This is a genomic window from Synechococcus sp. TAK9802, from assembly GCF_014279535.1.
Taxonomy (GTDB): domain Bacteria; phylum Cyanobacteriota; class Cyanobacteriia; order PCC-6307; family Cyanobiaceae; genus Parasynechococcus.
The window spans coordinates 1365543-1390595 of the sequence record NZ_CP047937.1 but is presented as its reverse complement, the minus strand read 5'-3'; the positions used below and the strand labels follow the sequence as shown (position 1 = coordinate 1390595).

The 25053-nt window shown below is 64.0% G+C and carries 29 protein-coding genes; 20 read left to right on the top strand and 9 right to left on the bottom strand.

The features are described from left to right. From SynTAK9802_RS12635 to SynTAK9802_RS08130, 3 genes are all read left to right on the top strand, one after another. Positions 1-705 (top strand): NAD(P)H-hydrate epimerase, encoded by a 705-nt coding sequence (locus SynTAK9802_RS12635; protein ID WP_255487728.1) that lies wholly within the window; start codon positions 1-3, stop codon positions 703-705. A gap of 119 nt (positions 706-824) precedes the next feature. Next, the gene (locus SynTAK9802_RS12630; protein ID WP_255487727.1) at positions 825-1529 is read left to right on the top strand and encodes an ADP/ATP-dependent (S)-NAD(P)H-hydrate dehydratase; all 705 of its coding nucleotides are present in this window, start codon (positions 825-827) and stop codon (positions 1527-1529) included. Positions 1530-1708: 179 nt separating this feature from the next. After that, positions 1709-2647, top strand: coding sequence for an RpoD/SigA family RNA polymerase sigma factor (locus tag SynTAK9802_RS08130; RefSeq protein WP_186495703.1), 939 nt, complete (start codon positions 1709-1711; stop codon positions 2645-2647). A 45-nt stretch (positions 2648-2692) separates the two neighbouring features. On the opposite strand, the gene pdhA is transcribed toward SynTAK9802_RS08130, so the two are convergent. Beyond that, a complete protein-coding gene (gene pdhA, locus SynTAK9802_RS08125) occupies positions 2693-3778 on the bottom strand; it encodes a pyruvate dehydrogenase (acetyl-transferring) E1 component subunit alpha (RefSeq protein ID WP_186495702.1) in 1086 nt (361 codons plus the stop codon). A gap of 101 nt (positions 3779-3879) precedes the next feature. On the opposite strand from pdhA, the gene SynTAK9802_RS08120 reads away from it, so the two are divergent. From SynTAK9802_RS08120 to SynTAK9802_RS08100, 5 genes are all read left to right on the top strand, one after another. Then, positions 3880-5895: an ARC6/PARC6 family protein gene (locus tag SynTAK9802_RS08120; RefSeq protein WP_186495701.1), complete on the top strand. Its 2016-nt coding sequence runs from the start codon at positions 3880-3882 to the stop codon at positions 5893-5895. 68 nt (positions 5896-5963) lie between these two features. Then, positions 5964-7460 carry a signal recognition particle protein gene (gene ffh / locus SynTAK9802_RS08115; protein WP_186495700.1) on the top strand — a complete coding sequence of 499 codons (1497 nt, stop codon included), beginning with the start codon at positions 5964-5966 and terminating at the stop codon, positions 7458-7460. A gap of 79 nt (positions 7461-7539) precedes the next feature. Beyond that, a complete protein-coding gene (gene rpsP, locus SynTAK9802_RS08110) occupies positions 7540-7947 on the top strand; it encodes a 30S ribosomal protein S16 (RefSeq protein ID WP_115133001.1) in 408 nt (135 codons plus the stop codon). An 8-nt stretch (positions 7948-7955) separates the two neighbouring features. Next, on the top strand, positions 7956-8951 hold the full coding sequence (locus tag SynTAK9802_RS08105; protein WP_186495699.1) for a PhoH family protein: 996 nt from the start codon (positions 7956-7958) through the stop codon (positions 8949-8951). Between the two features lie 68 nt (positions 8952-9019). Further along, complete coding sequence (locus SynTAK9802_RS08100; RefSeq protein ID WP_114988417.1) at positions 9020-9751, top strand: Bax inhibitor-1 family protein; 732 nt, start codon at positions 9020-9022, stop codon at positions 9749-9751. 98 nt (positions 9752-9849) lie between these two features. On the opposite strand, the gene SynTAK9802_RS08095 is transcribed toward SynTAK9802_RS08100, so the two are convergent. Beyond that, complete coding sequence (locus SynTAK9802_RS08095) at positions 9850-10371, bottom strand: hypothetical protein (RefSeq protein ID WP_186495698.1); 522 nt, start codon at positions 10369-10371, stop codon at positions 9850-9852. An 88-nt stretch (positions 10372-10459) separates the two neighbouring features. Between SynTAK9802_RS08095 and era the strand changes: the two genes are divergently transcribed. From era to larB, 5 genes are read left to right on the top strand one after another with little or no spacing between them, the layout of a single operon-like run. After that, complete coding sequence (gene era / locus SynTAK9802_RS08090; protein WP_115081983.1) at positions 10460-11395, top strand: GTPase Era; 936 nt, start codon at positions 10460-10462, stop codon at positions 11393-11395. A gap of 37 nt (positions 11396-11432) precedes the next feature. Next, positions 11433-11894 carry a phycobiliprotein lyase gene (locus tag SynTAK9802_RS08085; protein WP_186495697.1) on the top strand — a complete coding sequence of 154 codons (462 nt, stop codon included), beginning with the start codon at positions 11433-11435 and terminating at the stop codon, positions 11892-11894. Between the two features lie 6 nt (positions 11895-11900). Next, positions 11901-13106: a tRNA (guanosine(37)-N1)-methyltransferase TrmD gene (gene trmD, locus SynTAK9802_RS08080; RefSeq protein WP_186495696.1), complete on the top strand. Its 1206-nt coding sequence runs from the start codon at positions 11901-11903 to the stop codon at positions 13104-13106. A 48-nt stretch (positions 13107-13154) separates the two neighbouring features. Further along, complete coding sequence (locus SynTAK9802_RS08075; RefSeq protein ID WP_370586352.1) at positions 13155-13550, top strand: TIGR03792 family protein; 396 nt, start codon at positions 13155-13157, stop codon at positions 13548-13550. Then, positions 13547-14221 (top strand): nickel pincer cofactor biosynthesis protein LarB, encoded by a 675-nt coding sequence (gene larB, locus SynTAK9802_RS08070; protein ID WP_186495694.1) that lies wholly within the window; start codon positions 13547-13549, stop codon positions 14219-14221. The genes SynTAK9802_RS08075 and larB overlap by 4 nt, the downstream gene beginning before the upstream one ends. A 4-nt stretch (positions 14222-14225) precedes the next feature. On the opposite strand, the gene SynTAK9802_RS08065 is transcribed toward larB, so the two are convergent. The 5 genes from SynTAK9802_RS08065 to SynTAK9802_RS08045 all read right to left on the bottom strand — a co-directional run bounded on the left by SynTAK9802_RS08065 (position 14226) and on the right by SynTAK9802_RS08045 (position 17816). Next, positions 14226-14384 (bottom strand): hypothetical protein, encoded by a 159-nt coding sequence (locus SynTAK9802_RS08065; protein WP_186498249.1) that lies wholly within the window; start codon positions 14382-14384, stop codon positions 14226-14228. Positions 14385-14481: 97 nt separating this feature from the next. Further along, the gene (locus tag SynTAK9802_RS08060; RefSeq protein ID WP_186495693.1) at positions 14482-15441 is read right to left on the bottom strand and encodes a DUF1517 domain-containing protein; all 960 of its coding nucleotides are present in this window, start codon (positions 15439-15441) and stop codon (positions 14482-14484) included. Between the two features lie 18 nt (positions 15442-15459). Next, the gene (gene thiS, locus SynTAK9802_RS08055; RefSeq protein ID WP_186495692.1) at positions 15460-15678 is read right to left on the bottom strand and encodes a sulfur carrier protein ThiS; all 219 of its coding nucleotides are present in this window, start codon (positions 15676-15678) and stop codon (positions 15460-15462) included. 3 nt (positions 15679-15681) lie between these two features. Beyond that, entirely contained in the window at positions 15682-16740 is a 1059-nt protein-coding gene (locus tag SynTAK9802_RS08050) for a thiamine phosphate synthase (RefSeq protein ID WP_186495691.1), read from the bottom strand. Positions 16741-16874: 134 nt separating this feature from the next. Beyond that, the gene (locus tag SynTAK9802_RS08045; protein WP_186498123.1) at positions 16875-17816 is read right to left on the bottom strand and encodes a bifunctional riboflavin kinase/FAD synthetase; all 942 of its coding nucleotides are present in this window, start codon (positions 17814-17816) and stop codon (positions 16875-16877) included. Positions 17817-17870: 54 nt separating this feature from the next. Between SynTAK9802_RS08045 and SynTAK9802_RS08040 the strand changes: the two genes are divergently transcribed. Continuing rightward, positions 17871-18431 carry a DUF3611 family protein gene (locus tag SynTAK9802_RS08040; protein ID WP_186495690.1) on the top strand — a complete coding sequence of 187 codons (561 nt, stop codon included), beginning with the start codon at positions 17871-17873 and terminating at the stop codon, positions 18429-18431. Here SynTAK9802_RS08040 and surE read toward each other — a convergent pair. After that, entirely contained in the window at positions 18416-19225 is an 810-nt protein-coding gene (gene surE / locus SynTAK9802_RS08035) for a 5'/3'-nucleotidase SurE (RefSeq protein WP_186495689.1), read from the bottom strand. The two genes, SynTAK9802_RS08040 and surE, sit on opposite strands and share 16 nt — an antisense overlap. 71 nt (positions 19226-19296) lie before the next feature. Between surE and pheS the strand changes: the two genes are divergently transcribed. The 4 genes from pheS to SynTAK9802_RS08015 all read left to right on the top strand — a co-directional run bounded on the left by pheS (position 19297) and on the right by SynTAK9802_RS08015 (position 22417). Next, entirely contained in the window at positions 19297-20304 is a 1008-nt protein-coding gene (gene pheS / locus SynTAK9802_RS08030) for a phenylalanine--tRNA ligase subunit alpha (protein ID WP_186495688.1), read from the top strand. 80 nt (positions 20305-20384) lie between these two features. After that, positions 20385-21293 (top strand): NAD(+) kinase, encoded by a 909-nt coding sequence (locus tag SynTAK9802_RS08025; protein ID WP_186495687.1) that lies wholly within the window; start codon positions 20385-20387, stop codon positions 21291-21293. After that, positions 21290-21967: a winged helix-turn-helix domain-containing protein gene (locus SynTAK9802_RS08020; protein ID WP_186495686.1), complete on the top strand. Its 678-nt coding sequence runs from the start codon at positions 21290-21292 to the stop codon at positions 21965-21967. The genes SynTAK9802_RS08025 and SynTAK9802_RS08020 overlap by 4 nt, the downstream gene beginning before the upstream one ends. A 6-nt stretch (positions 21968-21973) precedes the next feature. Next, positions 21974-22417 (top strand): DUF192 domain-containing protein, encoded by a 444-nt coding sequence (locus tag SynTAK9802_RS08015; RefSeq protein ID WP_186495685.1) that lies wholly within the window; start codon positions 21974-21976, stop codon positions 22415-22417. Here SynTAK9802_RS08015 and cbiE read toward each other — a convergent pair. Then, a complete protein-coding gene (cbiE, locus tag SynTAK9802_RS08010; RefSeq protein WP_186495684.1) occupies positions 22401-23684 on the bottom strand; it encodes a precorrin-6y C5,15-methyltransferase (decarboxylating) subunit CbiE in 1284 nt (427 codons plus the stop codon). The two genes, SynTAK9802_RS08015 and cbiE, sit on opposite strands and share 17 nt — an antisense overlap. Before the next feature lie 32 nt (positions 23685-23716). Here cbiE and SynTAK9802_RS08005 point away from each other — a divergent pair, with 32 nt between their 5' ends. After that, on the top strand, positions 23717-24790 hold the full coding sequence (locus SynTAK9802_RS08005) for a sulfotransferase (protein ID WP_186495683.1): 1074 nt from the start codon (positions 23717-23719) through the stop codon (positions 24788-24790). Further along, positions 24787-25029 (top strand): hypothetical protein, encoded by a 243-nt coding sequence (locus SynTAK9802_RS08000; protein ID WP_186495682.1) that lies wholly within the window; start codon positions 24787-24789, stop codon positions 25027-25029. The genes SynTAK9802_RS08005 and SynTAK9802_RS08000 overlap by 4 nt, the downstream gene beginning before the upstream one ends. Positions 25030-25053: the final 24 nt, after the last annotated feature.

The window sequence follows — 25053 nt, the reverse complement described above, 5'->3', positions numbered from 1 at the left end:
GTGTGGCCTCCCGCTGATTCCGATCATCTGCTTGTGGATGCCGCGTCCATTGCCGCCTACGAACAGAGGTTGTTCGACAGCGGCATGCCTGTTGCGGCCTTGATGGAGAAGGTGGGGCTGGCCATGGCGGCTTGGCTGCTGGCGCGACGGGATCTGCTGCGCCATGGCGTGGTTGTCCTGGTGGGGCCCGGTCACAACGGTGGCGATGGTTTGGTGGTGGCTCGGGAGTTGCACCTGGCTGGCGTTGAGGTGTCCTTGTGGTGTCCCCTGCCGATTCGCAAGCCCCTCACCGCTGAACATCTGCGCCATGGCGAGTGGCTTGGTCTGCAGCGCCTGGCTGACGAGCCCGAACCCGGCGGAGCCGCACTTTGGCTTGATGCGGTGTTCGGTCTCGGCCAGAGTCGGCCGCTGCCTGAGTTCTTGGCGGATTTGTTCCGGCGTCGGCAGCAGCTGCAGCCTGGGTCGTTGATCAGTCTGGATCTGCCGTCAGGCCTTTGTTCCGACCAAGAAACCGTGCTGGGCGAGCAGGCAGCCTGTCCCTCGGTCACCCTCAGCGTTGGCTGGATCAAGCGCGGGTTGTGCCTGGACCCGGCCCGTCCCTGGGTGGGTGCGCTGGTGCGGATCGATCTGGGCTTGCCGCCTTCGGTGATGAGCAACGCCGCTGCGGTCTTGCCGCGCCGCCTGCCGGTGACAGAGGCCTGCTAGGCCCCGTTACCGCCGCTGCCGCCCACGGCGATGAAGTACGAACGCGGCCGCTGCCTGGTGGTGGCGGGCAGTGATCGTTATCCCGGCGCAGCACATCTGGCGCTGCGGGGGGGGGGGGCATGGCCAGTGGCTGCGGATGTGTTCAGGCCGTTGTGCCGCCCCGTCTGCAATCCGGCTTGTGGCAGGTGTTGCCGGAGGTGATGCAACTGGAGGACGCGGTGATTCCAGAGCGGCTGGATGCGGTTTTGGTCGGTCCCGGTCTGGGGGAGTCCAGCCATTGGTGGAGCCAGTGGTCGGAGCAGATGCTCAGCGTCGCTGGTTTGCTGGTGCTCGATGCCGATGGCATCAACGGTCTGGCGGCCAGTCCGGAGGGGTGGCGTTGGTTGTTGAAGCGGCGGGGGCCCACCTGGCTCACGCCCCATGCGGCCGAGTTTGCGCGGTTGTTTCCAGACTGTGGAGCAGGTGACGCGCTGGAAAGGTCGATCTCCGCAGCCCGCTGCAGCGGTTGCTGCATTTTGCTGAATGGGGCGCATTCGGTGCTGGCGGATCCATCGGGTGCAGCCGTGGTGCTGACCGGCACGACCCCACGGGTGGCCCGCACCGGCCTTGGTGACGTGCTGGCCGGTTTTGCCACCGGTTGGGGTGCCCAGGCGGTTGCAGCACAGCAGCAGCCTGGGCTGGAAAGCTTCACTGCCGCTGCGGCTTTGCAAGGTTTGGCGGCCGTTCGTGCTCGCTCCAGTGATGCTTCTGCGATTGCGGATTGTTTGAAAATCAATACAGCGCGGTGTCAGAAAAAGCAAACAACGATGTTCAACGAAGTCTGAACAAATGATTCGTTTGATTGCCTCGGCTGGCAGGTCCCAAAAGAGCTTTTCTTGGTTTTTAAATCTTTCGTAAATCTGAAATGTTGCGGTTTGCTGTTCTGAATCTGAAGGGTTGCCGAAAACACTTCGACATTCTTTACTGTTCGTAGGAAAGTCAACTCACTTCCGCAGCAACCAAGGTGTCCACAGCTTCCAAGCCGCTGGAGACGCAACGCCGGCGCAGCAGCGACCCCGTCAGTTGGTATCTCGCCACCATCGGCAGAATTCCACTCCTCACCCCAGCTGAAGAAATCGAGCTGGGCAATCAGGTGCAGGCCATGATGGCCCTCACCGAAGACGGTTCCCGTGAGATCGAGGATGGAGAACTCACCACTGCACAGCGCCGTCTTCTGAGGATCGGTCGCCGTGCCAAAGACCGGATGATGAAGGCCAACCTTCGTCTTGTGGTCAGCGTTGCCAAGAAATATCAAGGCAAAGGTCTGGAATTGCTCGACCTGATTCAGGAGGGCTCCCTCGGCCTGGAACGTGCTGTCGAGAAGTTCGATCCCACTCGGGGGTACAAGTTCTCCACCTATGCCTTCTGGTGGATCCGCCAGAGCATGACCCGCGCCATTGCCTGCCAGTCGCGCACGATTCGGCTCCCTGTTCATCTCAGTGAGCGGCTCACCACGATCCGCAAGGTGAGTCTTGATCTGGCTCACAAGCTCGGCGCCATGCCCAGCCGTGTGGAGATTGCCGAAGCCATGGACATCCCCTTGGATGAGCTGGATTCCCTGCTACGTCAGGCGCTCACCACCAGCAGCCTGGATGCTCCCGTCAACGGTGAGGAGGGGCGCAGCTTCCTTGGGGATCTGATCGCTGATTCATCCCTCGATGAACCGCTCGAGATCGTGGAACAGCGGATTCATCACGAGCAGCTGGGCCGCTGGTTGAGTCACCTCAGCGAACAGGAGCAGCACGTTCTGCGCATGCGCTTCGGGCTTGAGGGCAACGAGCGTCACACCCTGGCTGAAATCGGACGCCTAATGGAGGTGTCCCGCGAGCGGGTGCGTCAGGTTGAGCTCAAGGCGCTGCGCAAGCTGCGCAACCTCACCCGCCGTCTCCCGAGCGGCATCTGAGCCGCCTCGGGAGACGTTGGTTTCAACGGATCCCGTTCGGTTGAATCAGTCTTCCGCCCAGATGTAACGCGTGAGTTCTGCGGGATCTGGCTCGGGTGCCGAGAGGGCGAAGTCAACGCAGTCCTGAACGATGCCGTCGATCTCCTTTTCGATGGCGCGCAGCTCTTCGCTGTTCACCAGACCCGCTTCTGTCAGGTCCCGCTCGAGGGCTTTGAGGGGATCACGCTTGGCCCAGAACTGCTTTTCTTCCTCCGCCCGCAGTTCGTCCGGGTCGGCCAGGGAGTGGCCCCGGAAGCGATAGGTGAGGCACTCCAGCAAGGTCGGACCTTCACCCGCCCTGGCCCGTTCCACCGCGCGTTGGGCCGCTGCCCGCACCGCCAGAACGTCCATGCCATCCACTTCTTCTCCGGCCATGCCGAAAGAGCTGGCCTTGCGCCAGATCTCCGGATCACTGGTGGCCCGGTCGTGGGCCATGCCAATGGCCCACTTGTTGTTCTCGACCACGAAAATGATCGGCAGCTTCCACAGCTGCGCCATGTTCATGCACTCGAAGAACTGACCGTTGTTGCAGGTTCCATCGCCGAAGAACGCTGCTGTTACGGCGTTGCTGGAGGCATCACCGAGGGCGTCGCGCTTGTAGCGGCTGGTGAAGGCAGATCCGAGTGCCACGGGAATGCCCTCAGCGATGAAGGCAAAGCCGCCAAGAAGGTGATGCTCCTTGGAGAAAAGGTGCATTGAGCCGCCACGACCCTTGCTGCAACCGGTCTCCTTGCCGAAGAGTTCGCTCATCACTTCGCGGGCCGGCACGCCGGCACTCAAAGCATGCACATGGTCGCGGTAGGTGCTGCAGAACCAGTCGTGCTGACGCTTCATCGCACCGATCACACCGGTGCTGACCGCTTCCTGACCGTTGTAAAGGTGCACGAAGCCAAACATCTTTCCCCGGTAGTACATCTCGGCGCATTTGTCCTCGAAGCGCCGGCCCAGGGTCATGTCCCGGTACAGCTCCAGACCGGTCTCCCGGTCCACGCTGGCCCGTTGTGCCGTCACCAATTTGGAGAGCCGTTCGGCATGGGGACCAGCAGTCGCAGTGCCAATCGGAGCGGAATCGACAGCGAGGTCCTGACCCATGTCCACCTAAGGGATTGCAATCAACTTTAAGGGCCAACCGACGAGCGATGGGCAAAACCCCTGACACTGACTAAGATCCGCGTCTCCTCGCAGCGGAGCTGTTGGATCTGCCCATCGATCATTTCCGACTTCTGGGCGTCAGTCCATCGGCAGCGCCAGAGGCGATTCTGCGCCGCTTGGAAACCCGCTGTGACAGTCCTCCGGATCAGGGCTTCACCCACGAGGTTCTGCTCCTAAGGGCCGATCTGCTGCGCCGCTCCGCCGATCTGCTGACCGATCCCGCCGACAGGGCCGAGTACGAAGCAGCCCTGTTGCGCCTCAGTGAATCCAATCCCAACGGCACGGTGGGCCTGGACCTCCCCACCAGCAGTGAGGTGGCGGGCCTGATGCTGCTCTGGGAGGCCAATGGCGCTCTCGAGGCCTTTCAGTTGGCACGCCAGGGCCTCCAACCGCCTCAGGCCCCGGCCCTCGGCAGTGGCCGTGAAGCGGACCTGACGCTCCTGGCTGCCCTGGCCTGCCGCGATGCTGCCGTGGAAGAACAGGGCCAACGGCGCTATGAGTCGGCGGCCCAACTTTTGATCGACGGCATTGAGCTGCAACAGCGGATGGGCAAGCTGCCCGACCACCAGCGCCAGCTGGAAGACGCCCTGCAGGGGCTGACTCCTTTCAGAATTCTCGATCTGCTCAGCCGAGATCTTGGTGATCAGGATTCCCATCAACGGGGGTTGACGCTGTTGGATGAGCTGGTCGTGGCCCGTGGTGGTCTCGAGGCGACCGATGCCTATGGCGTTCAGCCCGGCAGCCTCAACCAGGAGGATTTCGAATCGTTCTTCCAACAGATTCGCCGCTTCCTCACAGTTCAGGAGCAGATCGATCTGTTCAGCCGCTGGTTTGAGCGGGGCGCAGCTGATGCCGGTTTCCTCACAGTTCTGGCCCTCACCGCAGCAGGGTTCTCGCGGCGCAAGCCTGAGTTCCTCGAGCAGGCCCGCGACCGGCTACAGATGCTTGCCAATGCCGACCTCGATCCCATGCCGCTGCTTGGCTGCCTGGATCTGCTGTTGGGCAACGTCAAGGATGCGGATCGGCATTTCGCCGTCCTGAGAGATCCGGATCTGCAGGCCTGGTTTTTGAACCACCCTGGTGATCGGTTGGCCGCGCAATGCGAATACTGCCGGGCCTGGCTTGAACGCGATGTCCTACCGGGATATCGCGACGTCGATGCGTCCGGTGCTGATCTGGATGCCTGGTTCGCTGATCGTGATGTGCAGGGTTTTGTCGATCGTCTCGATCGCAAGGCGTCGCGCCTGATCGGTGCTGAAGAGATCAGCCTGGCCTGGGCAACGGCAGGCGATGCATCCCTTGCGGCCTCGAGCGGCGCAGCTGAATCAGACCAGGACGTTGACGCCGAAGACGCGGATGCCATGCCGTTCTGGCAACAACGTTTCTGGCAGCGACGTTTTTGGCATCAAAGTTGGTTCCGACCCGCTGCTGCCGCTGTTGCCCTGGTCGGGATCACCGTTGCGGGTTTCGGCCTGGTTCGACGCACCTGGGATCCTGCGCCGCTGTTGCCGGAAACCGCTTCACTCTCCGCTGAGCAGCAGGCAGGCGACGAGGTTGACGAGACGCAGGAGCTTGATGATGCTTCGTCTCCGGTGAATGACGAGCTGGTGGATGACGAGCCCATCGCCAGCCTGAAGCCCGACCTTGAGCCTTCAGCGCCCACAGAACCACTGCTCAGTGAGGCCCCCACCCAAGCTGAGCTTCAGGCTTTGCTCCAGGGATGGCTTGATGCCAAGGCGTTGATGCTCTCCGGTGAGCCGGCTGATCTTTCCGTCGTGGCGAGGGAGCCCCTGGTGAAGCGCGTGGAGCTTGAGCGGGAAGCTGATCAGGCTGCAGGGCGATCCAAGTCGATTGATGCCTCCATCACCAGCATCGAGGTGGTCGACCGCAAGCCTCAGAGGATTGAACTGCTGGCCCAGGTGGCCTACAGCGATCGCCTTCAGGCTGCTGATGGAACCGTCATTGATGAGACGGCACCGACTGATTTCAGCGTGACCTACGTGCTCGGCAGAGATGGAACCCAATGGCGTTTGCACGACTACATCCCGGGCTCCTGAGTTGCTTGCCCGGGTTGCTTGACCGTCGCTTTTTACGATCACCACATTGATCTAGGGGCGTAACGCCGATGTTCGACGAGCTTTCAGCCCGTTTTGAGGATGCGGTCAAGGGGCTGCGTGGCCAAGACAGCATCAGCGAAACCAACGTCGATGGAGCCCTGAAGGACGTCCGTCGGGCCTTGCTGGAAGCTGACGTCAGCCTGCCGGTGGTGAAGGAGTTCGTGGCTGAGGTCCGCGACAAAGCCGTTGGTGCGGAGGTGGTGCGCGGGGTCAGCCCGGATCAGAAGTTCATCCAGGTGGTCCATGAACAGCTCGTGGAGGTCATGGGGGGCGATAACGCTCCTCTGGCCAAGGCAGCTGAAGCTCCCACCGTCGTGTTGATGGCCGGCCTTCAGGGTGCCGGTAAAACCACCGCAACGGCCAAGCTGGGCCTCCACCTCAAGGATCAGGGGCGACGAGCCCTGATGGTGGGCGCAGACGTTTACCGACCAGCCGCCATCGAGCAGTTGAAAACGCTCGGGGCTCAGATCGATGTGGAGGTGTTCAGCCTCGGTGCTGAGGCCAAACCGGAAGACATTGCAGCTGCTGGTCTGGTCAAGGCGAAAGAGGAAGGCTTCGACACGCTCCTGGTCGACACCGCCGGTCGCCTCCAGATCGACACCGAGATGATGGAGGAGATGGTGCGGATCCGCACCGCTGTGCAGCCCGATGAGGTGCTGCTGGTGGTGGATTCGATGATCGGTCAGGAAGCGGCCGAACTCACCCGCGCCTTCCACGACCAGGTGGGCATCACCGGAGCGGTGCTCACCAAGCTTGATGGTGATTCCCGCGGTGGTGCCGCCCTTTCGATCCGCAAGGTGAGCGGTCAGCCGATCAAGTTCATCGGCACCGGAGAGAAGGTGGAGGCCCTGCAGCCGTTCCATCCCGAACGGATGGCCAGCCGCATCCTCGGCATGGGTGATGTGCTGACGCTGGTGGAGAAGGCCCAGAAGGAGGTCGAACTCGCCGACGTCGAAAAGATGCAGAAGAAGCTGCAGGAGGCGACGTTTGATTTTTCGGACTTCGTGAAGCAGATGCGCTTGATCAAGCGCATGGGTTCGCTGGGGGGGCTGATGAAAATGATCCCGGGCATGAACAAGATCGATGACGGCATGCTCAAGCAGGGGGAGCAGCAGCTCAAGCGCATCGAGGCCATGATCGGCTCGATGACCCAGCAGGAGCGGGAAAATCCCGACCTCCTGGCGAGTCAACCCTCAAGGCGACGCCGGATTGCCAGCGGCAGCGGCCATCAGGCCGCAGATGTGGACAAGGTGCTGGCCGACTTCCAGAAAATGCGCGGCTTCATGCAGCAGATGAGCCAGGGCAACATGCCCGGTATGGGAGGCATGCCCGGGATGGGTGGAATGCCTGGGATGCCAGGAATGGGAGGCATGCCGGGCATGGGCGGAATGCCAGGCATGCCTGGAATGGGTGGCATGCCCGGAGGTGGAGGTCGTCCCGGTCGCGGTGGACCACCGAAGCGGCAGCGACCCGCCAAGAAGAAGAAGGGCTTCGGGGATCTGTGAGGGCGGAACGGTATGGTGGTTGTTTGGCGGGCCTTTGGGCGTCGCCGGACCACCTCTTTTCCTTCATTCCAGGGCCACGATGATCAAGCTCCGCCTGAAGCGGTTTGGCAAGAAGCGGGAAGCGAGCTTCCGCCTCGTGGCCTGCAACAGCACCTCGCGTCGGGACGGTCGTCCCCTGCAGGAGCTGGGCTTCTACAACCCGCGGACGAAGGAAACGCGCCTCGACACCGAGGCCATCCGTGAGCGTCTGGGTCAGGGTGCCCAACCCACCGATGTGGTTCGCACGCTGCTCGAGCGCGGCGGTCTTCTGGAAAAGACCGTGCGTCCTGCAGAGACCGTGGGCAAGGCCAAGCAAGCGGCCAAGCGTGAAGCTGATGCCAAGCAAGCCGCCAAGGAGGCTGCTGAGGCCAAGGCTGCAGCCGCTGAGGAGAAGGCTGCAGAAGCTGAAGCCTCTGATTCCGCAGAATCCGAATCCACCGAGGGCTGATCATTCCGGTGTCTGACGACGGCGAACGTGGCCGTTTCGTTCTCGACCTGCCTGATCCCGATGCTGCACTGGCCCTCGCCGGTGAAGCGGAAACAACCCTGCATCGCCTGGAAGCTCTGACAGGAGCCTCCATGGTGTTACGGGGTCTTCAACTGGTGATCACCGGGCGGCCAACGCAGATTGAGAGGGCTGCTGCGGTTGTTGAATTGGTGCGCCCGATCTGGCAGGACGGCCAGTCGGTGTCACCGGTGGACCTCCAGTCGGCGCTGGGAGCACTCAATACCGGCCGCGGCGATGACCATGCCGCCATGGGCGAGCAGGTGTTGGCGAAAAGCCAGAAGGGCAACCTGCTGCGCCCGCGCACTCTGCGCCAGAAGAAATATGTGGACGCCATGGAGCGCCACGACCTCACCTTTGCCCTCGGTCCTGCCGGCACCGGCAAAACCTTTCTCGCCACCGTTCTCGCGGTTCGGATGCTCACCGAACGCAAGGTGGAGCGTTTGATTCTCACCCGGCCGGCTGTTGAAGCCGGGGAGCGCCTGGGCTTCCTGCCGGGCGACCTGCAGCAGAAGGTGGACCCCTATCTGCGTCCGCTCTACGACGCTTTGCACTCCCTGCTCGGAGCGGAGAAAACCACTGTGCTGTTGGAGAAGGGCGTGATCGAGGTCGCTCCCCTGGCTTACATGCGAGGCCGCACCCTGAGCGATGCCTTTGTGATCCTGGATGAGGCTCAGAACACCACGCCGGCTCAGATGCGCATGGTGCTCACCCGCCTGGGGGAGCGTTCGCGAATGGTGGTGACCGGAGACATCACCCAGGTGGATCTTCCGTCCACCGTGCAGAGCGGTTTGGTGGAGGCGTCCGAGGTGTTGGAGGGCGTTGAAGGGGTTGCGGTCTGCCGCCTCACCGCTGCGGATGTGGTGCGCCATCCCCTCGTGCAGCGGGTGGTGGAGGCCTATGCCCGCCGGGACGAACGCAAAACGCCCAAAGTTCAGCGTCGATAGGGAGATCCACACCCCAATCCCTTGTCACCGCTGGCAGGATGTGATGAGTCTTTGGTGACCTGGTCGACATGCCAGCAAGCAGCAATTTCCAGGAGGCGATCCGCGAGGCGCAATCGAGCGCCCTCGTCGGCCCCAACGTCGTCAATAAAGCGCTGCCTTACGTCGGCGGCGGCATGGTGCTCACCTCAATCGGGGTGATTGGTGGCCTCTCGATGATGGCCACACCGCTGTTCATGCCCCTGTTCTGGGTGGCTGTGATCGGCAACCTGGTGCTGTTCTTCGTGGCGCAGAACGTCGCCTTGAAGGGCAACAACGCCACAGCCTTGCCGCTGCTGTCGGTCTACAGCCTGATCACCGGTTTTACCCTGAGTGGTCTAGTGGCTTTGGCGGGAGCCGTTGCGGGTGTGGGTGCAGTCGGCACCGCCGCACTGGCTACCGGAATCACCTTCGTGATTGCCTCGATCGTTGGCCGTCGCATGAGCGATTCCGTTGGCCAGGCGCTCTCCGGAGTGGTGGGTCTTGGATTGATCGGCTTGATCCTGGCGATGGTCGTCCAGTTCATCGGCGGCATCTTTGCCCCGGCCATGTTCCATGGCACCAGCTTCGAGCTGATGATCGCCGGATTCGGCACCGTTCTCTTCGTGGGCGCCGCCTTCGTCGACTTCTACACGATGCCCCGCTCCTACCGGGATGACCAATACCTGGCAGGTGCCCTGAGCATGTACCTCACCTACATCAACCTGTTCATCTTCATCCTGCGCCTGATCATCGTGCTCAACGGAGGTGGTCGTCGCGACTGATCTTCGCGACTGGCCTTCGCGACTGATCGTCGCGACTGACGATGCCAACCCAATCGAATCAACCTTCGCCCCGGTCTGTCCGGGGCTTTTTTTGTGGCTCAGCCCTCAGCCACGGCATAGACGCTGTCTCCGATGGCTTGTTTCTGCTCGACGTCGTACCCCCACTTATCCAGGAAGGCGACGTCTTCACCGCGGTTGTCGAGGGCTGCGGCCAGTAGTTGCTCCAGGCGCTCCTTCACCTCCGCTGGTTCCAGCAGTCTGAGCAGTTCGATGCAACGGCTGCTGACCCGCTCCGAGCCGGCCTGCTGGGCCTCATCTCCCGCGCGCCGGTGATGCACGGCCATGGCGGTGCTCATGGCCAGATTGCGGACGCTCAGATCCACAACGCCAGCCCCGGCGCCCCGTAGTTGCCCCACGACGGCATCGGGCAAACGATCCATCAGCACGCTCTCGCCCGCCAGGCTCACCACGAAAAATCCCCGGGCACCATCGCGGCTGGCCACCATTTCACCGATGCGGTCGGCCAGCACCTCATCGCTGATCTCCTCGTTGTCCCACTGCTGCAGCCAGGCCGCTGTGATCTCCATGGCCTGCTGGAAGGTGGGCTGCTGATCCGCCATGGACCTGTTCAATTCCTGCCCTAAGGCTATGGGTCGATTCAACGGGCCGATCCAACGGGTCGATCCAATGGCGGCGCAGACTTAGAGCATGCACGCAACTCCCCTGCCAGAGGATTACCGCTCTGGCTTCATCGCACTGATCGGTCGCCCGAACGTGGGCAAATCCACGCTGGTGAATCAGCTGGTGGGGGAGAAGGTGGCCATCACATCGCCCGTGGCCCAGACCACCCGCAACCGCCTGCGGGCCATCCTCACCACGGAGGTGGCCCAGATGGTTCTGGTGGATACGCCTGGCATCCACAAACCCCACCACTTGCTGGGGGAACGGCTGGTGAAGAGTGCCCGCAGCGCCATCGGTGAAGTGGACCTGGTGGTGTTGCTGTTGGAGGGCTGCGAACGCCCGGGGCGTGGTGATGCCTTCATCGTGAATCTGCTGCAGCAGCAGTCCCTGCCGGTGCTGGTGGCCCTGAACAAGTGGGACAAGCTGGCGGAGGAGCACCGCTCTGAAGCGGAAGAGGCCTATGCCGCCCTGCTGCAGGAGACGAATTGGCCGGTGCACCGCTGCAGCGCCCTGTCAGGCGATGGCTGCGCAGAACTCACAGCAGCGATGGCGGCTCAGTTGCCCTTGGGGCCACAGCTGTATCCGCCCGAGATGGTGAGTGATCAACCGGAGCGGGTGCTGCTGGGGGAACTGATTCGCGAGCAGGTGCTTCTGCACACGCGGGAGGAGGTGCCCCACAGCGTTGCCGTCACCATTGATCGCGTTGAGGAGTTGCCGGCCAAGGGCAAGGGTGCGGGGCGCACGGCCGTTTTGGCCACGGTTCTGGTGGAACGGAAGAGTCAGAAGGGGATCCTGATCGGCAAAGGCGGGGCGATGCTCAAGACGATCGGCCAGGGGGCGCGGCTGCAGATGCAGGTGCTGATTGATGGCCCGGTGTATCTGGAGTTGTTCGTCAAGGTGGTGCCTGATTGGCGCAGCAAACCGGCCCGCCTGGCTGAGCTGGGTTACACAGGGGATCAATAACAAGAAATGCCTGCCCTACGGCTGAGAGGATGGGCGTATGAGTGAACAAGCCTTTCCCCCGGAAGACCCTGGCTCCTTTCTGAGCCTCTGCGACGGGGAGTGGATGAGCCTGCGCAGTTGCTTTGAGCTAGCTACCTGTGGTGATGACGAGTGGCACAGCAGTGAACGGGGTGAACTCACCGTTCGCTGCGTAAGCGAGCAGGGGGCTCTAGGCCAACTGCAGGTGCAGGCCCCTGGTGGAACCAGCAGCACCCTCACCTTCGCCGCTGATGGACAGCTGATCCTCGATGGTGATTCCCCAGGCAACTGGAGGTTCTGGCCTGACGGCAGCATGGAGTTGAATCTCAACCGGGCTGACGGCGTGCAGGTTCAGGAGCGGATCTGGTTCACGCGGGCCAACCTGCGCCTGCGCAGCACCACGGCGGTGGACGCCCAGGGAACACCGGTGCAGGGCAGTTTCTGCACGGACATCCGCAGGGTGTCCAAACCCGCGGCCTGAGGCGGCATGGCCCCCTACCGCCTTGATGTGGTGAGCCTGGCGCCGCAGGCGTTTGCTCCTCTGCTGGAGCTGGGGGTGATCGGTCGTGCCTTCAACGCGGGCATCGCCGAGTTGCATCTGCACAACCCGAGGGACTTCGCCACGGATCGCCATCGCAAGGTGGACGACGAGCCCTACGGGGGCGGTGCCGGCATGGTGCTCAAGCCCGAGCCGGTGTTCGCCGCGATCGAGGCGATTCCCCGCAGTCCCCGCAGCCGGGTGCTGTTGATGTCACCGCAAGGGCGTCTCCTCCATCAGGCGGATCTGCAGCGTTGGTCCAGTGACCACGATCAACTGGTTTTCCTCTGCGGTCACTACGAGGGCTTCGACGAGCGGATTCGCGGCCTGGCCGATGAGGAGGTGTCGATGGGTGATTTCGTCCTCACCGGTGGTGAGCTGCCGGCGATGACGGTGATCAATGGTGTGGTGCGCCTGCTGCCCGGCACGGTGGGGACCGCCGATTCCCTTGTGGAGGAAAGCCACAGTGCACTCCTGCTGGAACACCCGCATTACACCCGCCCTGCCGACTTCCGCGGCATGACCGTTCCGGATGTGCTGCGCAGTGGCGACCACGGTGCCATCGCCCGATGGCGCCAGGAGCAGCGGGAGCAGCGCACCCGCGAGCGGCGGCCCGATCTGTTTGCCCGCTGGCAGACCGCGACAATGGATGACCCTTCAGATCCCGGCATGGAGCTGCGCATCGGCAACGGATACGACATCCATCGGCTGGTGCCCGGACGGGCCCTCATCCTCGGGGGTGTGACCCTGGACCATCCCGATGGTCTTGGTCTGTATGGCCACAGCGATGCCGATGTGCTGGTGCATGCCGTGATGGATGCCCTACTCGGGGCCCTCGCCCTCGGTGATATCGGCAAGTACTTCCCCCCCACCGATCCCCAATGGAAAGGGGCCGACAGCTTGAAGCTGCTGGATCAGGTGGTGAAGCTGGTGAAGGAGCGCGGCTGGTCGGTGGTGAACATCGATGCGGTGGTGATTGCCGAGCGCCCCAAGCTCAAGCCGCATATTGCGGAGATGAGCAGCCGGATGGCGTCAGCGATCGGCATTGCCCCCGATGCCGTGGGTGTGAAGGCCACCACCAACGAAGGCTTGGGTCCGGAGGGACGGGAAGAGGGCATCAGTTGCCAGGCTGTGGCCCTGCTGCAGCGGAGCTGAACCGTGCATCGCCTCAGGTCTGTTCTGCTTAGGGTCATTGCACCTTGTTTGGCGCTGGTTCTGTTGTTGGGCGGGCTTTCGGAGACAGAGGTTCGGGCAGAGGCCAGCCCGAATCTTGATGATGCTGTGGCTGTGGTGGAGCACCTGCGGCTGCAGGTCCCCCGGGAGAGCCGTGAGCAGTGGATGGTGGCGGAACGCGGCAGCTGGGAGCCTTGGCTGAAGCAACAGCCTGGTTTTCTGGGCCGTGATCTGTTCTGGGATCCGGCCACCGAGGAGGGAACGCTGCTGATTCGTTGGAGCAGTCGTCAGGCTTGGAAATCCATCCCCATGGCCGAGGTGGAGACGGTTCAGGACCGCTTCGAGACGCTGGCTCGTGAGGCAACGGGGAAGCGTCAGGGCAACCCGTTTCCGCTGGTGTTTGAAGGGGAACTGTTGCCGCAGTGACCACGCCGGACGCTCGCCTCGATCTGCAGCGCCGCCAGCGCTTGGGCATGGTCGAGGCCGTGTGGGGAGAACACAAGACAGCCGATCAGATCGTCGCCATCCTTGAGAGCTTTGCCGCAGCAGGAGAACTGGGTCTGGTGACCCGGGTGGCTCCCGAAAAGGCGTCTCGGGTGTGTGAGGCGTTGCCGGCGGTGGAGCTGCATGCCGATGCTCGCTGTCTCACCCTCGGTGCACTGCCTCCTGTGCCTGCGTCACCGGCTGCGGTGGCGGTGCTCAGTGGAGGCAGCAGCGATCGCACGGTGGTGGCGGAGGTCAGCTTGGCCCTGCGTTGCCACGGCATCGGCGTTGATCCTGTGATGGATGTGGGGGTGGCTGGATTGCACCGCTTGCTGGATCAACTGCCCCGTCTGGCCACGGCGCGGATCCTGATCGCCTGCGCGGGAATGGAGGGTGCGTTGCCGACGGTGCTCGCTGGTCTGGTGCCGCAACCCGTGATCGGGGTCCCGGTTTCCGTTGGCTATGGAATCAGCGCAGGGGGACGAACCGCTTTAGAAGGCATGCTCGCCAGCTGTGCCCCAGGCCTGACGGTGGTGAATATCGACAACGGCTACGGCGCAGCCATGGCTGCATTGCGGATGCTCAGGGGCTGTGCCCCGGACGCTTCAAGCTGAGGCTTCAAGCCGCAGCGGAAGGATCGATCTGGCCGAGACGCTGCAGCTCAGCACGATTGTGGTCGCATTCGACCTGCTGAAGCGCATGCACAAGAGCATCGAGATCAGCACGCGCCAGCTCACCGTCCTGTTGCCATTGCATGGAGCGGGGGTCGGGAGCCAACGCTGGAGGTTCGCAGTCTGATCAAGCAAAGCTAGGCCTGATCGCTGGGGAGAAATACTCAGAAAACCTGTAGATGAGCCATGAAGGCTTAGGCGTCTCAGAGGTGTTGGAGGTTGGGGTAGGCCGTCACCAGGTCGTTGGCGCTCAGCACATCTCCGCGGCCTTCCGGTTGCCAGATCACTTCCAGGGCCATGATTTCACTGGAGGCTGTGGAACCAAGGATGCGCAGGGTCTGGCGCAGATCTTCTCCGGTGTCGGCTCCGGCGAGCTTGGCCGATGCCGTGGAGGCCACCAGTAAAGTCACAACGATGAATTCGTTGGTGGCATCAGCGTCTCCAGTGCTGTTGCTGGTGTCTGTCGTCCGCTGTCCGCCGACGTTGCTGGTGAGCTCAGCATCCAGCTTGCTGCGCTCGTTCATCGAGAGGCGATTGAACGTCGATTCAGCTGAGCTGAAGGGGACACTGCCGCTCTCGGTATTGGCGTAAACCCAGAGGTCCGGTTGGCGCAGCAGGGCCAGGGTTGTTTCCTGCAGCAGCCTCTGCAGACCGGCGGAACTGCTGGTGTCTGACGAGGAAGCCAGTGAGCGCAGATCGTCCTGCAGGGATTTGGCACTGGCCAGCAGGCCCACCTGCACCTGAATCATGTTCACGTTGCGCGGCATGGCCGGCGCTGCAGCAGCACCTCCGATCGAGGGGGCATTGCCAACGCCACGAAGGGCGTTCACCAGCACGCCTGCAATGGCCATCAGGATCAGCAGACCGAAGAGTCCGCCGCCACCGAAGCCGAAGATGGGGATGAGGAAGGGGAAGCCCAGTCCGCCGCCGCGGTAGCCACCCCCGCGGTAACCGCCGCCGTAGCTGCCACCCCCGTAGCTGCCACCTGATCGGGGCATCGAGGGAGCGCGGAAGCTGCCCCCGCCCATGCGCCCACCGCGGGCGGCATCAGCCGGCTGTGCCTGGAACAGGCAGAGCCCCACAATCACTAGCGGTAACAGCAGTGATGCGAGCAGTCGTCGGGATCGTGTCAACAGTCGGGAAGTGGCCACGGCAGCGCCCACAGCATTGATCGAGCGACTCTAGGAACCACCACCAACGATGGTGACGATCTCAAGGGTGTCGTCATCCTTCACCACGATGCTGTCCCAGCGGCTGCGGGGTGCGATCACGCCGTTGTGCTCGGCTACCACCAGCTGGGGGTTGTTGGCCAGCAAGGCAACTACGGCCGCCAGGCTGGCGGGCTCCGGTGCTGTGTCCAGCACGCGGGTTTCACCGTTGACCATCAGGGTGAGAGGCATGGCTCAGAGCGTGGAGTGGTCCAGCTGCTGGAGCAGGTGCCGAGTGGCCTGCCCGCTGTCATTGGCATGCATGATCGCGCCGATCACCGCCGCGCGCTGGCCCCCGGCCGTGAGCAGGGCCGGCAGGTTGGCCGAGGTGATTCCACCGATGGCGAAGACGGGACGCTGGCTGATCGCAGTGGCCTGCGCCAGGAGCTCCACACCAACAGGCTTCCGCTCGGGTTTGACGGCCGTGGAATGGATCGGGCCGAAGCCGAGGTAATCAACCGGCTCCTGCTGAGCCTGATGAACCTGATCGATGCTGTGGGTGCTGCGGCCCAGCAGACGATCAACGCCCAACAGATCGCGGGCGACCTCGCTGGGCATGTCGTCCTGGCCGAGGTGCACCCCATCCGCATCCACCGCCAGGGCCAGGTCCACACGGTCATTGATGAACAACAGCGCCCCGAAGCGGTTGCAGAGCTGCCTGAGCTGCTGAGCCTCCTGCAGGCGTTGGCAGTCGCTCCCCGCTTTGCAGCGGTACTGCACCATGCCCACGCCGTTCCGCAGGGAGGCCTCCACCCGATCGCTCAGGTCATCGCAGGGGGTCGTGATCAGGCAAAGGCGAGCGTCCTTGAGCTTGTTGCGTCGCCGTGCTCCCAGGGTGGCGTTGAGGCAGGTCACCTCCAGGTCGTAAAGCCCGTAGCGGATCGCTGCGGCTTCAGCGGCCAGCGCAGGAGCGATGGTGCGGCCGTACTCCTCCAACACCCGCAACGCCTCCTGCACCCGGGCGCAGTTGGCCGCCACCACATGGTCGGGGCTGTGGCGATCGAGTTGGGCCGGATGCTCTAGTCCAGCGCCGGTGTCGGTGCTGGTGGAGCGGGCCTGCTTGTAGCTGTCGTGATGCAGTCGCCCCAGCCGTTGACGCCAGTCCTTGAGGCGCACCACCAGATCCTGTTGCTCCAGCCCGAAGCGGCACCAGTCCTCAACCACCCTCAGGCCTTCCCGGGCACGGTCGAGGTTGGCGTCGATCAGGCGTGCCACCCGTGGATCCAGGGATGCATCGCTTGGGTTTGGATTCATGGCACCCTGTGGGCAACGGTTTCGGCGTCGGTCATGGAGAACGGTGGTTCTGAGAGCACCATGCACGTTCTGGTCTGGGGAATCGTCCTTCTCGGCGGCATCGGCGTGTTCATTGTCTGGGGGCTAGTGAATGCCTATCCGACCGCGGCCTGAGAACCGGTCTGAAGGATCGCGCGGGCCTGGGCTGCGTCGCGACCGATTTGGCTGCTGAGCTCCTCGAGTCCACTGAATTTGGTCTGGCCGCGCAAGCGCTGCACCGGTTCAACACTCAGCTGCCGGCCCTCCAGCTCCAGGCTCTGATCCAGCAGGTGCACCTCCACGGCGGAGGGAGATGTGGGATCGATCGTGGGTTGGGGCCCGAGGTTCATCACAGCTGGCAGACGATCGCCATCCCCATCCAGTTGGGCCCAGGCGGCGTAGACGCCAAGGCCTGGCAAGGCCTTTCGCCCATCCACCTGGAGATTGGCGGTGGGCCAGCCCAGTTCACGGCCCAGGCCTCGGCCCCGCACCACCCGTCCCTGAAAGCGGTAGGCCCGGCCCAGCAAGGCTTTGGCGGTCGCTAGATCCCCTTGATCGAGGGCCGCGCGGATGCGGCTGCTGCTCATCCGACCCCCTTGGTCTTCAACGATGGGCACCACCATTACCTCAACGCCGCTTCGAGCCGCCAGCCGCTCCAGCATCTCGGCGTCACCGCGCCGCTGATGACCGAAGCGGAAGTTGGTGCCAACGGCAATGCGCCGTGCCTGAAGCGTGTTCAGCAGCACGTTGGTGACGAAGTCTTCGGCACTCAGCTGAGCCAGCTCGCGGGTGAAGGGCACCAGCACGAGCTGTTGGATCCCCAGCGGTTCCAGCAGAGCGAGTTTTTCGCTGGGTAGATCCAACCTCAGGCGTGCCTCCCCGAACAACACCTCACGAGGATGGGGCCAGAAGCTCACCACCGAGGCAACGGCCTCCTTCGGGCGGTTCTGAATGGCCTCAGCGATCACGCGGCGGTGGCCGGCATGCAGGCCATCGAAGCTTCCCAGCGCCAGGGCAGTGGGCCGACGGGCCTCCTCTGGAGAACAGAGCGGGATCAAGGAGGTGCAGAAGGTGCGCTTTGGTGGCAAGTTTGAACGACAGAGCACCAGGGCATGGCCGACCGCCTCGATTTCCAGAAGTTGTCGTTCGGCGTGCGTCGGATGGGATGGATCCGGTTCTGGATCCAGGTGGTCCTCGGCATCGTTGTGGTGGGTGTGTTGCTGTTCAACAACATCGGCGGCAGCCTGGCCCGCAACTCCGAACGCGCTGTGGGCTTGGGGCCTGGCTTGTCGCTCACGTCCCTGGCCTTTCTCGTGCTGCTGTTCAGCCTCTGGCAGGGCTGGCTGATCGTGCGGACCGGTCGGGCGATCGATAGTGCGGCCCGTCCCAGTCGGGGCGAGGTGGCGCGGCTGATCAAACGGGGGCTGTTGGCGGATCTCCTGGGCCTCACCTTCGCCACCATCGGCTATCAGGCCCTCGCCGGCAGCCTGTTCGTGCAGGCCTCGATGCAGACTCCCGGCATTGCCATCGGCGGCCGCGGCATGGCCGACAACCTGGCGATCACCTCCCTGGAAATGCTGTCCGTGCTCAGCAACACCCAGGTGCTGTTCGCCCACCTGATCGGGGTGTTGTTCTCCCTCTGGTTGCTGCAGCGGGTTTACCGCACCAGTTGATCCTTGAGCTTGAGCTGCGGCAGTCCGCTGAGGGGGCCCCGCCAGAACAGGTCGGGCTGGATTGGCGTGAGTGAGGGGGAATTGGCATGGATCTGGGCCACATCACTGGGCCAGTCCCGGGGGCCTTCACCGGCTGATTCCAGATCCTGAACGGCTTCTCCGGCCAGCCAGTAGTAGGCGCGGCCACGGGGGTCTTCCCGACGGCTGAATTGCTCGTCGTAGCGCCGGATCGAGAGACGGGTCCAGCGCAATGCCCCCATCTCCTCCCTGGTACAGGGGGGGATGTTGAGGTTGAGCAGCAGGTTGTCGGGCCACTGGTCGGCGATGGCCTGTTCACTCACCTCCAGGGCAAGATCGGCGGCCGCCTGGAACTGACGCCACTGGAAGCAGGCGCTGCTTACTGCCAGGGAACGAATGCCCTCAAGGGTGCCTTCCATCGCTGCCGCAACGGTGCCGGAGCAGAACACATCGGTTCCCAGGTTGGGGCCGTGATTGATGCCGGAGAGCACCAGGTCTGGCTTCTCCTTCACCAGTTCGAACAGGGCCAGCTTCATGCAGTCGGCGGGGGTGCCACTGCAGGCCCAGGCGGTGACCCCTGGGGCGAACAGTTCATCGGCCCGTTCGGCGCGGATGGGGGTCTGCAGGGTGAGGCCATGGCCTGTGGCCGACCGTTCCTGATCCGGGCAGACCACCGTCACCTGATGGCCGCGGGCTGCCGCTGCGGCGGCCAGGGTTCGGATGCCGTCGGCGAAGACCCCGTCGTCATTGCTGATCAGGATCCGCAGCGGGGCCATGGGGTCAATTGCACTGAGGTGAACCTAAGCGGCACGGCTGCTTACAGTCGGCAGCTGTCTGTTCCATCCCTGTGAGCGCACCGGTCACCCTGCAGCAGCTCACCGATCAACTCGATGCCCTCGAGCAGCAGGCCGCGGCGGAGATCGCTGAGGCGGCCGACGCCGCTGCGCTCGAGCAACTGCGGGTCGGGCTGCTGGGCAAGAAGGGCCGCATTTCCGGTGTGCTCGGGGCGATGGGCAAGTTGCCCGGTCAGGAGCGTCCCCTGGTGGGTCAGCGCGCCAACGTCCTGAAAACGCAGGTGCAGTCGCTGTTGGGAGAGCGGCTTCAGGCCGTGAAGCAGGCGGCCATGGCGGAGCGCATCGCCAGGGAAAGCCTCGATGTCACCGCTCCGGCGTCCGGGGTTCCGATGGGGCATCGCCATCCCCTGATCACCACCACCGAAGAGATCGTCGATCTGTTCCTGGGCCTCGGCTACAGCGTGGCCGAGGGGCCTGAGGTGGAGCGGGACCATTACAACTTCACCGCTCTGAACATCCCCGAGGACCATCCGGCCCGGGACATGCAGGACACCTTCTATCTCGGGGGTGACTTGCTGATGCGGACCCACACCTCCCCGGTGCAGATTCGACACCTCGAAGAGAACCCGCCGCCGGTGCGGATCGTGGCTCCCGGACGGGTGTATCGCCGTGATGCCGTTGATGCCACCCACTCGCCGGTGTTCCACCAGGTGGAGGTGCTGGCCATTGATGAAGGGCTCGATTTCAGCCACCTGCGGGGCACGGTGATGGCCTTCCTCAAGGCTTTCTTCGGTGACCTGCCGGTGCGTTTCCGGGCCAGTTATTTCCCCTTCACCGAGCCCTCCGCCGAGGTGGATGTGCAGTGGCGCGGCCGCTGGCTGGAGGTGATGGGCTGCGGCATGGTGGATCCCGCCGTGCTGGAAGGGCTGGGCCTCGATCCGGAGCGCTACAGCGGTTTTGCCGCGGGCCTTGGGGTGGAGCGCTTCTGCATGGTGCGCCATGGCATAGACGACATCCGCCGGCTGTACACCAGCGATCTGCGCTTCCTCGAGCAGTTCTGATCGGGAACCTTCGTAACTGAGCGGCGTTCTGTTCTCGCGCGTCCCATAGGCTGAGGCTGACCTCTACCCGTCGTGGATCAGTGCCCCGGATCGGACTGATCGTCAATGACGGCAAGCCGCTGGCGGTGCAGACGGCGGACACGATTCAGCAGCGCCTGGAGGCTGCCGGCTATGCCGTGGAGCGGGCCAGCAGTTCCGGGGGCATGGTGGGCTTTGCCAACCCCGATCAGCACCTGCGCCTGCGCGGCTACAGCGCCTGTGTGCCCAAGGGCTTCGATCAATCGATGGTGTTGGCCATCGTGCTGGGGGGTGACGGCACAGTGCTTTCCGCCGCGCGGCAGACCGCCCCAGTGGGGATTCCGATTCTCACGATCAATACCGGCCACCTGGGATTTCTGGCCGAGGCCTATCTCGATGATCTGGATCGCGCCCTCGATGTGGTGCTCACCCAGCAATGGACGATCGAGGAACGCAGCAACCTCGTGGTGAGCGTGATGCGGGGTGATCAGCGCCGCTGGGAGGCGCTGTCCCTCAACGAGATGGCCCTGCACCGTGAGCCGCTCACGAGCATGTGCCACTTCGAGATCGCCATCGGCCGCCACGCCCCGGTGGACATCGCCGCCGATGGTGTAATCCTCTCCACGCCGACGGGTTCGACGGCCTACGCCCTCAGCTCCGGTGGGCCGGTGATCACTTCGGATTGTCCGGTGCTGCAACTCACCCCGATCGCGCCCCATTCCCTGGCCTCCCGCGCCCTGGTGTTCAGCGACCGTGAACCCGTCACGGTTTTTCCAGCCACGCCGGAGCGGCTGATGATGGTGGTGGACGGCAGTGCCGGTTGCTACGTCTGGCCGGAAGATCGGGTGCTGATCCGCCGCAGCGATCACCCGGTGCGCTTTGTGCGCCTCGCCGACCATGAGTTCTTCCAGGTGCTGCGCAACAAATTGGGTTGGGGCCTGCCCCACATCGCCAAGCCCGAGCGGGAATGAACCCTGATCCCCTGTTGCTGTTGGCAGGCCCTTCGGCGGTGTCGCTGGCGCCCCGTCTGGCTGCATCGGGCTACGCCACGCTCGATTGGCTCAGTGCCGGGCCATCGGCCCATGCCCCTGAACCGGGTGAATCTCCAGTGGCCGCTGTGCTGGCGGCCGATCAGGCCGCCTTGATTCAAGACCTGCGCAGCCGTTTCGGGGCCATGCCGATCCTGTTGGATCTGGAACGCGACAGCGTTGAGGCCCGCGCCGCCTGCCTGGGAAGCGGTGCCGATGATTTCTGGCTCTCGGAGATCGGGCCCAGCGATCTGTTGTTGCGTCTGCGCCTGCACCGCACGATTCAACAGCGCTCGGGGCAGCGACCGGCGCTGCTTGAGCTGGACGATCTCAGTGTCGATCCCGCCAACCGAACGGTGCGGCGGGGAGACCGTGTGGTGGCGTTGACGGCCCGGGAATTCATGCTGTTGCAGGTGCTCTTGCGGCGGCGCGGCCAGGTGTTGAGCCGCGAGCTGCTGCTTCAGGAGGTGTGGCAGGGCGAGCGTTCCAGCAGCAATGTTGTGGAGGTGTACGTGCGCTATCTCCGCCAGAAGCTGGAGGCCGGTGGAGAACGCCGTTTGCTGCACACCGTGCGCGGCCGGGGCTATTGCCTCGGGCAGGTGTTGCCCGAGGCTTGAGCGGCCATGGATGCTCTGCCCCCTGAGTCACCGCCGCAATGGCTGCCGGTTGAGGCCCGCTGGTGCGTGGCCCAGCAGCGTTGCATTGATCTCGAGGTGGCCCGCAGTCCGGAGCAGCAGCGGCTGGGCTTGATGCAGAGGCCGGCTCTGCCGCCCTTGCGCGGGATGTGGTTTCCCTTTGCCACCCCCCAGCCGCAGCGCTTCTGGATGTTCAACACCCTTGCGCCATTGGACATGATCTTTGTGCGCGATGGGCGGGTGCTCGATCTAGTGCCTGCCGTTCCCACCTGTGCTGCCCTGCCTTGCCGCTCCTACGCCGCCGATGCCGATGGCAATGGACGGGCTGATTTCGTTGATGCGGTGATTGAGATCGGTGCCGGTGAGGCGCAGCGGCTTGGCATTGGCATCGGCGATCCGGTTCGGATCAACCCGCTCAAGTCTTCCCCGTGAAGCCGGCTTGAGCCGGCTTCGTTCCCGTCACGATCAAGGTGGGGTTCATTGGAGCCAGGCGGGTGCCATCCCCCAGCGGTTGTCCCCGCCAGGCCTGCATTTGCTGCACGCGCACGGCTAATCCAGCGTTCTCGAGCAGTGGCCGAACGCTGGCCAAGGCCTCGATGCTCGCCAGGGGGATCACCACAACACCGCCACACCGCAGCCGCGTCAGCACCTCCTGCAGCAGGCGCTCCCGTTGGGCGCCCCCGCCCCCGAGCAGAACCCGGTCGGGCTGGCTGAGCTGGCTCGGGAGCCCGCCGTTCAGCACCGTGTTGGCGTCGGCCTCCAGCACCGCCGCAGGGCTGACGCCGAGCCGTTGTGCATTGCGTTGAATCAGTTGCGCGCCACCGGCGCGGCGTTCCACCGCCAGCAGTTGCAGCCCTGGGCGCAAGCGCAGTGCCTCGAGACCAACGCTGCCGGTGCCGGCCCCCAGATCCCAGAGCACGCCCTGTGGCGGCAAGGCGAGTTCGGCCAGCAGTTGGATGCGCACCTCCCGCTTGGTCATTAATCCGGGGTGATCGCTGTGCTGCAGGTAGAGCCCGTCATCGAGCCCGAACAACGGCAGCTGATGCGGATCCGGTGCGGGGGGTTCGCGGGCGATCAGCAGTGCAATCAGCAGCGGCTGCAGATCTGTTGGTAGTGCGGCGTGTGGGGCGATCAGCTGCACCCGTTCATCGGGGTGGCCGAGGTTTTCGCAGAGCCACAGGTCTGTGCTGGCCTCCAGGCCGCTGCTGCGCAATATTTGCTGCACGGTAATGGCGCCCCCCTGGTTCGGATCCGTCAGCACCGCCAGGGCTGCGGGTCGCTTCTGCAGGGTGCTGGCCAGGATTTCGGGGTCCCGTCCGTGCAGGCTCACCCAGTCGGCGTCCTGCCAGGGGCGCCCGATGCAGGAGAAGGCCAGCTGCAGCGATGTGGGGGCGGGATGAAACCGTAGCCGCTCTGCCCCGATGCGGTCGCAAAGGATGCGTCCCAGGCCGAACCAGAGCGGATCGCCGCTGGCCAGCACCACCACAGCTTGATCAGCAGGCCTGGATTGCAGGCTGTCCACCAGAGCCCGCGGGTCATCGCTGCTGATCAGCTCGGGCTTGGCGTCCCCCAGCCAGTCCTGCAGAGCAGCTTGCAACCGCTGCGGTGCTGCAATCACGGCCGCCGCCCGCAGCAATGTCTGCTGTGGAGCGGGCAACGAGGCGGGTGCCCCGGCGTCGGTGCCGATCACATCGATCATCCCGTCATTCTGGTGTGAGGGTTTGTGGGGCCATGGCAGGGGGTGATCTGCTGGTGGATCGCTTGGTGGCCGGGGGGTTCCTGCGCCCTGCGGTGCTGCTTCGAGGCTTGCAGCTGCGTCGCCCGGCCCTCTCCTGCTGGAGGGTGGGCCTTTTGATGGGACTCAGTGGCCTGCTGGCGGAGCCCCTGGCTTGGCTGCAGTCGTGGCTGTGGGCTCGCCGCTTGCGGAAGGCTGAACTGCCGGACGATCCGATTGTGGTGATTGGTCACTGGCGCAGTGGCACTACGTATCTGCGTCAGTTGCTGGCCTGTGACCCCACGCTGGCCACGGCGCGCAATTCGCTCACCACGGCGCCGCAGGTGGCCTTGCTGCTCAAACCCTGGATTCGCTGGGCACTCCAAGCGTGGATGACGCGGAAGCGGCCGATCGACGCGGTGCCCTGGGGTCCGAATGACCCCCAGGAGGATGAGCTCGGTCTGGCCCGACTCAGCATCGACACCAACATGGCGGGCATGGCCTTCCCCCTGGCCTATTCCTGGTTTTTCCGGCGCAACGTTCTGGGTTCCTCCGCTGCCTTCGAGCGGCAGTGGCTGCACTTCACCAAGCTCACCTGGCTCCATGACGGGCATGGGAAGGCGGGACTTCTTATCAAGAACAGCGCTCATTCCGCCCGGGTGGAGTTGGTGCTGCGCCACTTCCCCAGGGCGCGCTTTGTGCTCCTGCGGCGTGATCGGCAGGATTCCATCCGCTCGCTGGTTCAGGTGAAGCAGCGGTTGGGTTCACTGGTGGGGCTTCAGCCCCTGCCCGATGCCGTCACCCAGGTGGAGGAAACGGTGGCTGCCCATCGCAAGCTGCTTGAGGCCTTCGAGGCGTCTCGGCACCGGATTCCTGCGGGGCAGTTGGTTGAATTGCCTTATCAGGAGTTGATCCGCCACCCCCTCGCTGCGCTGAAACGGATCTATGACGAACTCGGGCTCAGCAGCTGGCCAGTGGCGCAGGCCCCGCTGCAGGCTCGGATTGCCCAGGCCCGCAGCTACACCGCTGATCCGGTGCCCCTGCCCTTGGCGGCGGAACAGCGCCTGAACGACCTGATGGAGGAGGCATGACCCCAGCCCACGATCGTCGCCAACGCTTGCACGAGCTTGTGATTGCCTTGATTGCTCAGCAGGACGATCTGCCCCTGCTCGATCCCGAGCAGCCCGACCTGGAGGGGACGGCCCCTGGCCGTTGGCTGGATCAGAACCGCCGCAGCCTGCATCGCTACCAAGCCTTGGTCCGCACGGCGGTCACCTTGGATGCCCTGCTGGATGCCGAAGACAATCCCTCAACACTGTCTGCAGGTTGATGTCTGCAGGCTGATCGCAACGGC